Annotated in this window: 17 protein-coding genes; all 17 read right to left on the bottom strand. The window is 62.9% G+C overall.

The annotated features are described in order from the left end of the window. Positions 1-99: 99 nt before the first annotated feature. Positions 100-606: a protein tyrosine phosphatase family protein gene (locus ACPOLB_RS23345; protein ID WP_425258438.1), complete on the bottom strand. Its 507-nt coding sequence runs from the start codon at positions 604-606 to the stop codon at positions 100-102. Between the two features lie 235 nt (positions 607-841). Then, entirely contained in the window at positions 842-1,474 is a 633-nt protein-coding gene (locus ACPOLB_RS23350) for a glutathione S-transferase (protein WP_425258439.1), read from the bottom strand. Positions 1,475-1,594: 120 nt separating this feature from the next. Continuing rightward, on the bottom strand, positions 1,595-1,909 hold the full coding sequence (locus tag ACPOLB_RS23355; RefSeq protein WP_425258440.1) for a cupin domain-containing protein: 315 nt from the start codon (positions 1,907-1,909) through the stop codon (positions 1,595-1,597). A gap of 346 nt (positions 1,910-2,255) precedes the next feature. After that, positions 2,256-2,636, bottom strand: coding sequence for a hypothetical protein (locus tag ACPOLB_RS23360; RefSeq protein ID WP_425258441.1), 381 nt, complete (start codon positions 2,634-2,636; stop codon positions 2,256-2,258). A gap of 104 nt (positions 2,637-2,740) precedes the next feature. Then, a complete protein-coding gene (locus ACPOLB_RS23365; protein WP_425258442.1) occupies positions 2,741-3,247 on the bottom strand; it encodes a cupin domain-containing protein in 507 nt (168 codons plus the stop codon). 201 nt (positions 3,248-3,448) lie between these two features. Continuing rightward, positions 3,449-3,865 (bottom strand): SRPBCC domain-containing protein, encoded by a 417-nt coding sequence (locus ACPOLB_RS23370; RefSeq protein WP_425258443.1) that lies wholly within the window; start codon positions 3,863-3,865, stop codon positions 3,449-3,451. A gap of 155 nt (positions 3,866-4,020) precedes the next feature. After that, entirely contained in the window at positions 4,021-4,536 is a 516-nt protein-coding gene (locus ACPOLB_RS23375) for a GFA family protein (RefSeq protein ID WP_425258444.1), read from the bottom strand. 145 nt (positions 4,537-4,681) lie between these two features. Further along, positions 4,682-5,074: a TfoX/Sxy family protein gene (locus tag ACPOLB_RS23380; protein ID WP_425258445.1), complete on the bottom strand. Its 393-nt coding sequence runs from the start codon at positions 5,072-5,074 to the stop codon at positions 4,682-4,684. 63 nt (positions 5,075-5,137) lie between these two features. Then, entirely contained in the window at positions 5,138-5,680 is a 543-nt protein-coding gene (locus tag ACPOLB_RS23385) for a GNAT family N-acetyltransferase (protein WP_425258446.1), read from the bottom strand. 123 nt (positions 5,681-5,803) lie between these two features. Next, a complete protein-coding gene (locus ACPOLB_RS23390) occupies positions 5,804-6,211 on the bottom strand; it encodes a cupin domain-containing protein (protein ID WP_425258447.1) in 408 nt (135 codons plus the stop codon). A gap of 173 nt (positions 6,212-6,384) precedes the next feature. Beyond that, positions 6,385-6,999 carry a LysE family translocator gene (locus ACPOLB_RS23395; protein WP_425258448.1) on the bottom strand — a complete coding sequence of 205 codons (615 nt, stop codon included), beginning with the start codon at positions 6,997-6,999 and terminating at the stop codon, positions 6,385-6,387. A 144-nt stretch (positions 7,000-7,143) separates the two neighbouring features. Beyond that, entirely contained in the window at positions 7,144-7,722 is a 579-nt protein-coding gene (locus tag ACPOLB_RS23400; protein ID WP_425258449.1) for a GNAT family N-acetyltransferase, read from the bottom strand. Positions 7,723-8,035: 313 nt separating this feature from the next. Beyond that, complete coding sequence (locus ACPOLB_RS23405; protein ID WP_425258450.1) at positions 8,036-8,515, bottom strand: nucleoside deaminase; 480 nt, start codon at positions 8,513-8,515, stop codon at positions 8,036-8,038. A gap of 1,189 nt (positions 8,516-9,704) precedes the next feature. After that, on the bottom strand, positions 9,705-10,295 hold the full coding sequence (locus ACPOLB_RS23410; RefSeq protein ID WP_425258451.1) for a DAPG hydrolase family protein: 591 nt from the start codon (positions 10,293-10,295) through the stop codon (positions 9,705-9,707). Between the two features lie 206 nt (positions 10,296-10,501). Next, positions 10,502-11,059 (bottom strand): hypothetical protein, encoded by a 558-nt coding sequence (locus ACPOLB_RS23415; RefSeq protein ID WP_425258452.1) that lies wholly within the window; start codon positions 11,057-11,059, stop codon positions 10,502-10,504. 179 nt (positions 11,060-11,238) lie between these two features. Then, entirely contained in the window at positions 11,239-11,637 is a 399-nt protein-coding gene (locus ACPOLB_RS23420) for a GFA family protein (protein WP_425258453.1), read from the bottom strand. A gap of 147 nt (positions 11,638-11,784) precedes the next feature. Further along, complete coding sequence (locus tag ACPOLB_RS23425; RefSeq protein WP_425258454.1) at positions 11,785-12,129, bottom strand: ribonuclease E inhibitor RraB; 345 nt, start codon at positions 12,127-12,129, stop codon at positions 11,785-11,787. Between the last annotated feature and the right edge of the window lie 483 nt (positions 12,130-12,612).

Here is a 12,612-nt window from a genome sequence, read left to right on the forward strand (position 1 = left end):
TGCTCCGTTGGACGGATGAGGAAGCACGGCGGATGGCCCGCCATGGGCCACATCGTCGAGGTCTCGCGCGGGCGAGTCGTGAGCCGTCGCCCTGACAGCTCAGAACGGGTCGAACTTGATGCCGTGCTTGACCATCTGGGACAGCGCCAGGCGCTTCCACGGACCCTCCGGCGACCAGACCCGCGTGACGGACTCCCATGCGCTGGCAGGGCTCTCCTTCTCGAAGATGACGCGATACAGGAAGACCATCGTCGAAGCACGCATGTTCACTTGGCAGTGCACGAGGACTTTCCGGCCCTTCAGTCGCTGCAGGGCGGCTGCGAACGACTCGAAGTGGCCTTCGGTCGGCGAGCCGAAGGGAACGGGAAGGTGGATGAACTCCAGGCCCTGCTGGGCCACGACCTCCGGCTCCGTCCCGACCGCGTCGGGCACGGAGCTCGGAGCAAGATAGATGACGGCTTCGAAGCCCTGCTGAGACAGCCTGGCCAAGGCTTGGGCCGTTGGTTGGCCAGACGTGACCAGGTTCGGGCCGATGACGACGACGTTCGGTGCATCGAGGGCCTGTGCCGTTGCCGCCGCGGACCAACAGCCAGCGAGCAAGCCCATCGCGACGGTTCGGCGGTGGAGTGCCAAGATCGTGGAGGCTGCGACGCCCCGTGTTCAAGCCAAGCGGGTGGCGACGGCAAGATGCCCAGTGCGCACTGTCGAGAATGTACCGCGGACCGCTGGCCGGGCCCTGGTGACGTGCTGTTTGCGTTCCGCTGGTGGATTCGAGGGCCGCGCGTTCAAGCGGAGCGGGTGACAACGGCAGGGCCCGATGGCGGTCTGGGTGGGCGAGGGGTTAGGCAGCACTTTGCTCACTCAGCACGCATGCAATCCTTGGATGCGCTTCCAGTGTGGCCAACAGCGTGGAGACTGTCTTGCGCGTGGACCCGATGTACTGGCGCGTTCCCGACCAGCGGGACACCACGACCGACAGAAAGGCAAGCGCACCTGGATGCTCCTTGGTGCGTTCGAGTTCACTAGCGAAGGCATCAAAGAAGATGCCCCAGTTGCGATGAAGCTGAGCGCGGGCCGCTGCTCGAACGCGCTCCTGTGCCGACTTCGTCGTCGCGGTGGTCCACCGTTCCGGGTAGTCACTGACAGAGACAGCTGGATAGCAGTTGGCTGCGATGAAGATGAGGCCTCGGAGGGCGACAGCCCTGTCGGTGGAGGTCTCGGGAAGTAGGGCGTGGCCAGGAAACTCAAGGCCCAGGTAGATCAGGATTGCAGCACTTTCAGTCAGCACGGTCTTGTCCGCCAGAACCAGTGTTGGAACCTGACCCAGCGGATTGACCTCCCGCAGGGCAGTGATTGCCGAGTCAGGCTCCCAAGCCGAAGCGCGCAGGACACGGTACTCGACAGTGGCAGCGCGAAGTGCCATCTCAACGGCAGCGGAGCCGGAGCCGGGGGAGCCGAAGAGCGTGAGGGGCATGGCTGTGGGCATCACGTTCGAGGTCAGCGGAAAGCGACGGCAGCGCGCCGGGACCCGGTCCGGGCCGGTGCACATGCACACCGTACCACCAGGCCCTGGCCTGGTGGCCTGCCGGCCCCGTTACTGCGTTGCAGGCCGACCGGCCGGCTGCACCCGAGGCGCATCCTTGTCCACGAACAAGCTGTTGAGCAGCTTGGCAGGCGCCTCGCCCATGTTGCGGAATCCATGGACAGTTCCGCGCAGGTTGCTGTAGGCCTCACCGGGCGCGATGCGTCTGGGAGGTTGACCCTCGACCAGGAGCTCGACGGTGCCCTCGACGACCGAGCCGACGCAGTCGCCTGGATGGGTGTGCATGGGAACGGCACCGGTCGGCTGGATCGAGACGGACATGAGGACCAATTCCTTCCTGTCGTCACCCGTCACCTGCACAGCCATGATCGGCTTGGAGACGAAAGGCGGCGCTGTTGGCAAGGAAGTTGGCTGTGCCCGGACCGAAGACGCCGCCAATGCGACTGCGGCGAGACCTGGAACAAGACTTCTACGAAGCAAGTGCATCTGCTTCCCCCGCAGGTGGTGGAACAGGCAACTTTGGCGCTCTCAGGCAGGTGGCGCATTGACGACGATCAGCGCAAGTTCCCACGAGCCGGCCAACGTTCGCGGTCAGCAGCAGGCGATGCCGAGGCGCCCGGCCCGGCCTCGTGGCTTGCCGTTGCCTCGCCGCGTGGCGGAGGGGTGAGGCGGCATACGCGATGCGGAGCCGTGTGCGCGCATGCACAACCTGCTACACGGCCTGCTTGAACTGCACGACATTGCCCTCCGGATCCCAGCCGTCAAGGACGATGTGTCCGCGGAAGTGCCAGGCCCCAGAGGCTGGCTTGAGGTAGCCGCCCGTGGCCTCGACGGCACGACGGACTGCCTCAAGACTGCCGACCACGAAGGTGGGCTTCAAAGGGGTTTCCTCACGTGGCGCTGGAGGCTTTGCAATCACGACGCCCGCCGCGACCCTGCGTGGGATGGTGTGAACGACAATCTCCATGCCACGACCACGGAGCAGATCATGCGACGTGTCCGACTCCTCGACCAGGAGCCCCAAGGTCTGCTGATAGAACGCGGAGATGCGCTTCTTGTTCTTTGCAAACACCACCAGACCTTGCTGCAGCATGGAGCGCCTTTGGAATTGAGGGCGACGAGGGAGATGGCCCCGGCGTGTGCCGACTGATGTTCGAGACGGGTGCCGCGCCGGCGACGCTTCGCTTGACCGTGGGGTTAGGCGTCACTCCCTGGCGGTACGTTGCTTTCACGGTCATAGTACTCAACCGTGGCTTCAGATCGGAACATCTCGTGCAGGCCTGGTGCCGATGGTTCATCCGCATGCACGCCGATCTTGTCGGAGTCCGGGTATTCGCAGACTTCGATGTCGGACACGTTGGAGAGTGCCAGATACCTCATGGTTGTGCTTCCCGTATTGATGATCTGATGTGCGGTCGCGTGTCCACCGGTCGGACACGCGATGACATCGTGCTTTCGGATCCGGTACCTGTCAGCACCGTATCGCAGCTCACCCTCGCCTTCGAGGATCAGGAACATCTCTTCTTCGGCGCGGTGCGCATGAAAGGGACACTGTGCTTTCCCTGGAGGAAGCTCGGTCAGGTTGTACCCAAGCTTTCGCGCTCCGATTCCCGCGCTGAACTGGGCTCGACGTGACGTGTAGTACCCGTTCTCTTCGATGTCGGTGAACGCAACGTCGGCAAGGTTCACGAATGGCTTGAGCATCAGACCTCCATGTACCGGCGATGGCGGCTAAGGGACACCTCGGGTTCGCACGCAGCGGAGAACAGCGGTGTGGTGCGCAACCTGCAGGACGGATGGTGGAGCGCGGCGTCACGCGGGCCAAGTGCCACACCGTCGGCTCTCCGCTTGAGCGAGGGTGGTGCGTTCACTCGACGACCGTGGCGTTGAAGGCACGGACGGTCCCTACTCGGACGCGACCTTGCCCTTCACGTGCCGTGCGAAGTTGTCCAGTATTGCCTGCCATCCAGTGCGTTGCTGTTCCTCGGAGTGCGTCTGTTCGCCATCGAAGACCACTGAGACCATCACTCCGTTGGGTTGCTCCACGAAGCTCACCGCGGCGACGCGATCACCGAAGGTGTACTCGATCAACGCGTGGTGAACGATCCTCGTGTACTCACCTTCAAAATCGAACCCAAACGAACCGTCCTTGGCCTCCATCCGCGAGCAGAACTTGCCCCCTGGTCGCAGGTCCACCGAGGCTGACGTCGTGTGCCAGTCTGAGGAAGCAGCATTCCACGCCTGGATGTCTTCAGGCGTCGTGTACGAACGCCAGACCTCCGGCAGTGGAGCTTCAACGAGTGTCGAGACAGTGATCTTCATGGGTCATCCTCCGGCGAAGTGTGGGCCCCGTGAGGCCCAACGTTCGGGCTCAGCGGGTGCCGAGGGTACGGTGCCCGGCCCGTGGGACAGATGATGAAGCACAGCGGCCTGCGGGCCAAGCGCCACGCCGTGGGCACTTCGCTTGAGCGAGGGGGTTAGCCATCGCTGCGCAGCGTTGCCTGGTAGGCTTCAATGAGCGGAAGGACCGTCCTTCTCCTTTCCAGGCTGGAGGCAGGCCAGAGTGCCTCCCGCTCGTAGTACTCGTCGAAGGCTGGCGTGCCGGAAGGAAGCACCACCCAGGGTTGCTTCGATGCCGTGAAGATGTGTACATCCGGTGGAAACTGGTCGGGGTCGTCAAGTGTCCCCACACGGACGAACCTCATGATCGGCCCCGAACCAGCGTAGTTGCTCCAGACTGCGACCTTGCACCTCCGACACCGCGCAATCTTCTGTCCCATTCCGCTGTCGGATGGCGTGTCGATGAGCTCTGGTTCCGTGCCGAGGTGCGTGACCCTGTCTGCCTCGATCAGGGCGTTGAGTGCGAAGGAAGCGCCTGACTCCCTTTGGCACCACCGGCAGTGACAGCAGTGAACAAAGAGGGGAGCAGATTCCATGCGGTAGCGAACTGACTTGCAGTCGCAGCCGCCCTCAGCGAGAAGGGGTGTGCTCATGGGGCGCAGAAGGGTGCTGGTGTGATGCCTGGCATTCGAGGGAAGCGGGAGCCGGCGCCGTGGTGCCAGGCCCGCGCTGCGGAGACTGTAGCGCGTCGTGGCGCGGGCCTGGCGACTTGCCGTTGGTTCTCCGCTTGACCGAGGGTCAGGCCGCACTCTCCGGCTTGCGGGGCTTGCTGCGCTTGGCGATCTTGCCTTGCGCGACCGGGTGCATGCGAATCGGTGGCTTCGGCTTCGGAAGCGGCAGAACGGATTCCGTGCGCTCCAGGGCCTTGCGCAGCAGTTCAGGGTCTTCGAGTTCCTGCTCCAGCAGGAAGCAATTCTTGGATCCAGGGTGTGCCGGAGCCTCCGTCGGAGAGCCTGGCAGCGCTCGGCCAGCATCGGTCGGTTTCAAGAACAGCTTGTTGTCGCCAACGAACGCGACGACTGTGCCGTGCAGGTAGAGCGCGTACGCACCGAACATGAACTTGCTCGTGAGGCGTGGGCCCAGTCCGCTGTGGTCGGCAATGAAAGCGACAGTCTTGAATTGGGGCGACATCGATGGGAGGCGGTGAACTGTGCGCCTTCACGTTCGAGCTGCGCTTGCGCGATGGGTTGTGCGTCATGTCTTCGGCTTGGCCCGACGAATGGGTGTTGACCGAGCTTGATACAAGGTACGCCGAAGACTTCCGATCAGGTAGGTTAGGCGAACCAGTGGACCATGGACTTCCGAGTATTCAAAGCCAGACACGAAGAAGCCAAGCTTCAGTTTCGCGATGATCACTGCGTTGTTGGACGCCGCATGCCGCGAAAGAATGGCGGTATAGCCTCGAGATCTCGCGTGGTCGATCACCAATCGCACCAGTTCCGAATAGATTCCGTTTCGTCGTTCTGCAGGTGCAACCCCCGAATTGATCATGCAGAGAAGACTTGCGCCTTCCGGGCGGGCAAAGGTCCATCCGACAAGTTCGCCACCTCGGAATGCACCGATCCGGAGCGTGTTCTCATGGATGCTGTGTGGCGCCCCGGATCTGGCGGCGTCCTCCTGGTGGGCCACATCGCTGAGCAACTGTGACTCTTCGTAGTCCGAGAACGCCTCCGTGACGAGCGCTGAGTACGCTGGCTCCGGGAAAACGTCCACGACGCGGTAGGTGATGGCATTCATGGCGCCTGGCGTTCGAGGCAAGCGGGAGCCGGCGACGAGACGCCTGGCCCGGGCTGCGGAGAATGTAGCGCGCAGCCGCCCGGGCTTGGTGACGGGACGTTGGCGCTCCGCTTGACCGTGGGGTCAGGCGGCGCTCTCCCCTGGGGTGGCCGGCGCGTAGGGAACCACATTGTCTTGTTCGGATGGATCGTTGCGGGCCACGACCGCCCTGGCCGGACTGGTGTCACTCAGGTTGATTGCCTCGTGTGGCACTCCGGGCGGAATGAACAGAAATTCACCCGCAGCACTGAGGACCTCGTGCTCAAGCATGTCGCCCCAGCGAGTCTTGACGACTCCCTCAAGAACATAGATTCCGGTTTCGTACCCCAAGTGAATGTGCGGTTCAGCCCGTGCGCCAGGAGGAATGATCACCAGATGCATGGAAAGGCCCGAGGACGCAACTGAATCTCCGCTGATACCCATGAAGTACGGCAGGCGCTGCCTGGTCATCACCTCCTGGTCGGGACGTATGGCTTGAACCGTCTGACTCATGGACCCTCCGAGTTTGGGGGATGTGGAACTGCGTGCCTTGTGTCAACGAAGGCGCGAGCGAAGCGGGAGACGGCGGCGGGACGCCGGGCCCGCGTGCTGCAACATGGACAAGGGCACCATGTGGGCCTGGAGGGGGCTGCCCTTGGCGCCCCGCTTGAGCGGAGGATCAGGCCTCAACGCTCGGACATGGCCAACTGAGTGCCGAGACCGGCGAACGCTGCTGCAAAACTGCGGCGCAGCCACGCTTGGACGCGTGGGGACTCGATGACCGACTTGCGAAATGCATGGGCCAAGAGGCCATACAACAGGAACACGCCGAAGGTCATCGCCATGAATGCACCGCTCAGACCCACGAGTTGCAGGACTGGCGAATGGGCGCCCGGCTGTACGAACTGTGGCAGGAAGGCGAGGAAGAAGATCGTGAGCTTGGGGTTGAGGATGTTCAGTAGAAACGCTTTGACAACCAAGCCCAACGCGTTGCCGTTGGCCTGCATCGGCTGAACCGCAAATGCTGACCGGTCGCGCCAAGTGGCCACGGCCAGGTAGAGAAGGTAGGCGACGCCTGCGTACTTGAGCAACTGGAAGGCCATGGCGCTCGTGTGCATGACGGCAGCCAGGCCAAGTACCGTGGCCAGGAGATGCGGAACGATGCCCAGCGTGCAGCCCAAGGACGCGAAGAGACTCGCTCGGCGGCCATGAGCCAAGCCTGTGGACACAGTGAACACGACCCCGGTGCCAGGGATGAGAACGACGATCAGCGACGTGATCAGGAACTCGGTGGTGAACATGCGAAGAAGCTCCCTTGTGCGGCCGAACGTTCGAGCCAAGCGGTCGCCGACGGCATGCCACCAGGCCCGGACTGGCGAGAATGTACTGCGTACCGGTCGATCGAGCCTGGTGGCCTGCCATTGGCGCTCCGCCTGCGCGAGGGGTCAGGTCTTGTTCGCTCCCGACAAGTTGTGCTGCCACTCGCCGCGCGTGATGACGTGCGTTGCGACAGTTGTGCCGTACCAAGGCTCCAGGCCCCGCAGCCGCATGCCCAGGCGGTCCATGACTCGACCAGACGCTGTGTTCTCCGGGTGTCGGACGGCGAGCAGTTCCTCGATGGGAAACCTGTCGAAGGCGAAAGCCGCCATGCAGCGAGCGGCCTCCGTGGCAAGCCCCTGGCCCCAACAGTCGGGATGAAGGCGCCAGCCAATCTCCAGAGGGTTGTTCTTGAGGCTTTCGAGATCCTCTGGTGGCGAGGCGTCTCGGCGAAGGTACTGGATGCAGCCTGCACCTGCGACGCGTTCGCTCTTCGTCTCGATGAATGCCCACCAACTGGTTCCCCACGCTGCCCAGCAGCGCTTCACCCGTGCAATCACCGATCCGGTTTGCTCCCTGGTCTCGGTCTGACCACCGACGTACCGCATCACCTCCGGGAGACGATGCATCTCATGCAGCCCGTCGAGATGACATTCGTCGAAGGGCTCCAATCGAAGCCGCTGGGTGTGTAGCGTGGTGGTGCGCACTGGTGGCTCCAGGTGAGGAGGGGCCTGTGAGGCAACGCGGCGCCGACAGTAGGACGACCGGCTCGCGCTGCAGATGGTGCGCCCAACCGGGGCGCAGTGCCGGCATCCTGCCGTTGGCGCTCGCCATGAGTGCGTGGTCAGGCCTCATCGCTCAGAGCAAGGGCCGAAAGGCTAGCCAGTCAGAACGGCTTTGGCGCCAGCTTCGATACCGAAACCCGATTCCCCACAGCAGCAGGACGGTCGGCGCAACTGAGGGTCGTGCTGGAGAACGCCTCCGAGCCGCGCGAGCGCATCGTGTGTCGAACCCGTCCAGTCAGGCCGCATCTGAAAGGTGCCGACGCAGCCCCGTTCTGCGAACATACTCAGTGAGCAGCGCCTGGGCCTCTGAGGCCATGAAACCCGATGTGACGTTGAGACGACGACGCTTGAAGTCGTAGTATTCAGCGTGTGGCAGCAACCGGAGTGCACCCATGTCCGGGTCCGGCCGAGCGATGACAAGCGATTCGATGCCTGCATTGATCATGGCTCCGAGACACATCATGCAGGGCTCCAGCGTGGTGTAGAGGGTGCACTGACGCTTGTGCTGAACCAGGAACGGTGCGATCGCCTGAATGGCAGAGAGCTCCGCGTGGTGTGTGTCATCACCGGGTACATCAATGGCGTTCCGGCCAAGCGAGACGATCTGATCTCCGTGAACGATGGCGGCGCCAATCGGGAGATTGCCAGCCTCAAGCGCGCCACGCGCCTCGGCCAGCGCAGCTTCCATGAACTTCGGGTCGGGGTGGATGGGCATTGCGTTGATGCGGTTGAACGTTCGAGGCAAGCGGACGACGACGCTGTGGCGCTTGGCTCGCGGGACAGATGATGCGGCACAGCGGCCCGCGAGCCAAGCGCAACGCCGTTGGCGCGCCGCCTGATCGAGGGGTTGGGCCACGCCTTGCGCACGCGGTGCCACGACTTCCAGTTCGAACCGATCGCGGTCCGCGCAAAACACCGCGTCGCAGTGTGGTCCGCCTGCACACGGTCGGCGGTCGGGATGCAGCAGCGCCTACCCGTTCTCGGTGATCCAAGAAGCGATCGCATCGACTTCTGCGAGCGAAGGACGTTTGAACGCGAGGTGGTTCAGGCCTGCGCGGCGTCGGTGCTGGCCGGCACGCAAGTACTCCTGAGGTGCTGGGAGCACACACATGTAGTTCTCGTCCTCGTATCTGACATCGTTCATGCCGCTTGACCACGTTTCAGCGCTACAGCCCGGCATTGCCATGACGGGTGTCCAGAACGCGCAGGACTTCTCCAGACTACTGACGTCCAACTCGGCATGACGAAGTATGGAAGACAGTGGGAGTGTTGGTTGCGTGGCCGAATGTTCGAGCCAACCCCGACCGCGGAGGCAATTGGCGCACGGCCGGGCTGCGATGGGGCTACGACGGGCGCGGCACGGCCTGACGCCGACTGCCGCAGCCGGCCGGGGTTGAGCGAGGGGTGAAGCCGCACTTGGCGGACGGGCTTGGCACTGCCTCGCATGAACGTTCTCGGTGGCCAGCCATGCCCGCTGTGTGAGGCGCGCCGCTTTGGCGCACACCTGCTCGACAAGCGCTCGGCGACGCTCATTTGCGCGAGCCGCTGGCCGCATTGCCATCGTCCGCCGGCGGGCCTTTGCTTCTGAGAGCTCTTCTGCGAAGAAAGCAGATGCGCACTCGGGCGAACTTTCAGTGGCCATGCGAAGAGGTTGGCGGAACCGAGCAACAGTTGCGAGTGGGGCTCCAACCCTGGCGGTCTCGTTGCGACAGCCGGTGAGCGACAAGTTGCCGTCCATATCGTGGGACTGGTCCAGCGGACTGAAAAACTCGCTCCATATCACCTGCGCGTTGTCGTTCCACACAGACACTGACCTGGCGCGCACGTCTTCGATCAGCGGAGGATTGGCATCCGCATGTGCGCAGATCAGAAGCAGCGGTGCTGCGAGGCCGGAGGGTTGGGCGTTACCGCTCTGCGTACAAACGTGGCAGGATGTGCTCGAACATGCTGACTTCCTCCACGTTGTGGGTCAGCCATGCGGTCCCCATCGCGTCCGGGAAGACTCTGGGGCGGACCATGTGATTGAACGGCCCCCGGAGCGGGCCCGAATCAACGCCCACAACCATGCGTGAACGGTAACTCGCTCCTCGTGGAGTCTGACCAAAGTGGTGCTCCAGCCGAAAGACCTCGTGGCCTGCGATTCGCCTGGTCAGCGAGACGCCTTCTTCATCCAGTTTCTCGACGTACTCCGTCGAGTCGACGTAGTAGGAGGGATTGGCGGCAAACGCCTCCACGATCCGGAAGTGAGCTCCCTGCCCGGAGCCTCCACTGGGTGAGGGCTTGGCCAACTCCCAATGGATGTGGTCTCGTGGGTGCCAAAGCAGATAGCGCGGGTAGGTCTGTCCTGCGAAGACCATGTCCTTGCCAAGGTTCTCGAACCACCACCGCAGCATGATCGGGTCGACGCCACGGATGGTGTCGTGCTCGATCGTCAGTTCCAGCTGGCCAGTTGCGAGTTTTGTCTGCGTGGTCCGGGCCGAGGTGACCGCTTTCATGGGACCCACGTGCGGGCGCTCAGGGGGGATCGATTTGCGCATGCGCAGCAGCGGATGAGGATGTGACGCTTAACGTTCGAGGTCAGCGGGCGACGAGGGCAGGGCAGCACGCCCGAGCTGGCGGCAATGTACCGCGTACCGCCAGTCTGGGCCTGTGGGCCTGTCGGCGGCGCTCCGCTTGACCGAGGGGTGAGAGGCCCCGCTCGCTACATCTTGGAGAAGACATCTTTCAGCACCTTGTCGAGTTTGACATTGAAGCCGAAGAAGCCCGGCTCCATTTTCATGTACTTGGAAAGCCAGCCCCAACCTCTCTCCAACTTCCCCGGATCGAGATCTTCAAGCGCGGCAAGGGCATTCTCTTTGGTGAGGGCTGCAACGAGATCAGCCAAGAATCCCGCAAGACTCTTCTTCTCGTCGTAGATCTCGCGGAGGTTGAAGATCATCACCTTTCCGCTGTCGAGGGCGCCCGTGTTGGCCAGGGCCTGCTGAGGTGGAACGCTAGACACGATCAGGGAAGGGAACTTCGCTCGCGCCCGCCAACGTTCATCGGAGAACGCGGGTGCTTCATAGACAGAGGTCGTGAACTGCGATCCTCGGTAGCCGCGCACCACCAGCGCGTCGGTGCCCGCCTCTTGACCCAATCGATGGAAGTGGGCATCCATCTCCTTCTGCACGTCGTCGACAAACGGACACTCGATGAAGATCAGGTACCACGTGAAGCCAGATGACGGCACGGTAGCGAGATGGCTAGCGATGTATGACATTGGGCGCTCCCCGGTGCAGACATTCGGTGGCCGCGAGGTCTAACGTTGGAGCCAAGCTGGAGACGACGGTGTGGTGCTTGGTCCGCGGGACGGATGATGAGCCACGGCGGCCTGCGGGCCCAGTGCCACGCCGTTGGCTCTCCGCTTGACCGAGGGATTGGGCGTCAGTGGCTGCGGCTTCATTGCATGTGCTCAATCTCCGGCGGCAAACCTACCCAACTGTGCATGCGCTCTTCATACACAGAGATTGTGGGCACCGGAAAGCCTGGCTCAGCAAAGGCGCCGACTGGTATGGCGATGCTTTCCTCGTCGTAGCCCGCAACAGCGTAGTAGACGGTGGAACCGCAGGTTGGACAGAAGTGAAAGGCGACACTGCTTCCTTCGTCGCCCACCCGCACCCACTCCTTGGATTCACCTCGAATCTGAACCAGGCTCCGCGGGAACCGCGCTTGTGCTCCGAATATGCTTCCGGTTCTCTTCTGGCAAGCGAGGCAATGGCAGATCGACACGCGTCTGGGCTCGCCTTGGGTTTCGACGCTGAGCTGACCGCAACTGCAGGTGGCCGTTCGTGTCTTCATGGGCGGTACGCAGAACAGTGAATCGGACGCTCAACGTTCGAGGTAAGCGGGAGCCGACGGCGGGCACCAAGCCTGGACTGCGGAGAATGTAGCGCGCCGCGGACCGGGCCTGGTGACTTGCCGTGGGCTTTCCGCTTGAGCGAGGGGTTAGGCCGCACTCTTGATGACGCTGCCCCATCCGTCGTACTCCATACCAAATATCGCCGCGAGGCAGGTCATCAGGGCAGAGACCGAGCAGATGAGGTTCTGGGTGATTGGCATATGAATGACGACCAATACTCTGAACTTGCCGTCGTCCTCCTGAACGGTGGCCGCTCCATATTGGTTGTCCTGGATGAAGGAGCACACGGTGCTTGCTTTCTCTTCGTCTGGTGCTAGAAGCAAGAACTCAACGTTGCGTGGAATCGAGAGTACGTCGCCACGCTGATCGTTCGTGAGCAAGAGCTGAGTGTCTTCATAGGCATTGCGGAGCAAGTCATCAACGATTGGCACGGCGGATCCTTTGATTTGGGGCAGATTCCGGTCTTTGCTTGTGGAGCCGCTGGGCGGCGGTTGTGCGGCCCAACGTTCGAGGTAAGCGGGAGCCGACGGTGAGGCGCCCAACCCGGGCTACGGAGAATGTAGCGTGCCGCGGCTCGGGCTTGGTGACTTGCCGTTGGCTCTCCGTTCGACCGAGGGGTGAGACCACAGTCGGTGCGCTGGGCCAAGGCTCCAGACTAAAAGGTGACCTCGATGGTTGTGACACAGCCGCGAACCGCAGACTTGGCGGGGTCCCTGTAGGTTGATGCGTGCTGGAGCGCAGCGGCATCGTAGAGGCCAGGGGGATTGCTCCCAACCACCGCCAGATTCTGCGCACGCCCATCGATCACGTCATAGCGGATGGCGACCCAGCCACTCTGACGATTTGCAAGCGCGGAGGGTGGAATGGCGCTGGCAGGAAAAGGCTCCCCCTGTCGTAGCTTGGCTGCCAGACAC

The organism is Rubrivivax soli (genome assembly GCF_049810355.1).
In the GTDB taxonomy this organism is placed as follows: domain Bacteria; phylum Pseudomonadota; class Gammaproteobacteria; order Burkholderiales; family Burkholderiaceae_C; genus Rubrivivax.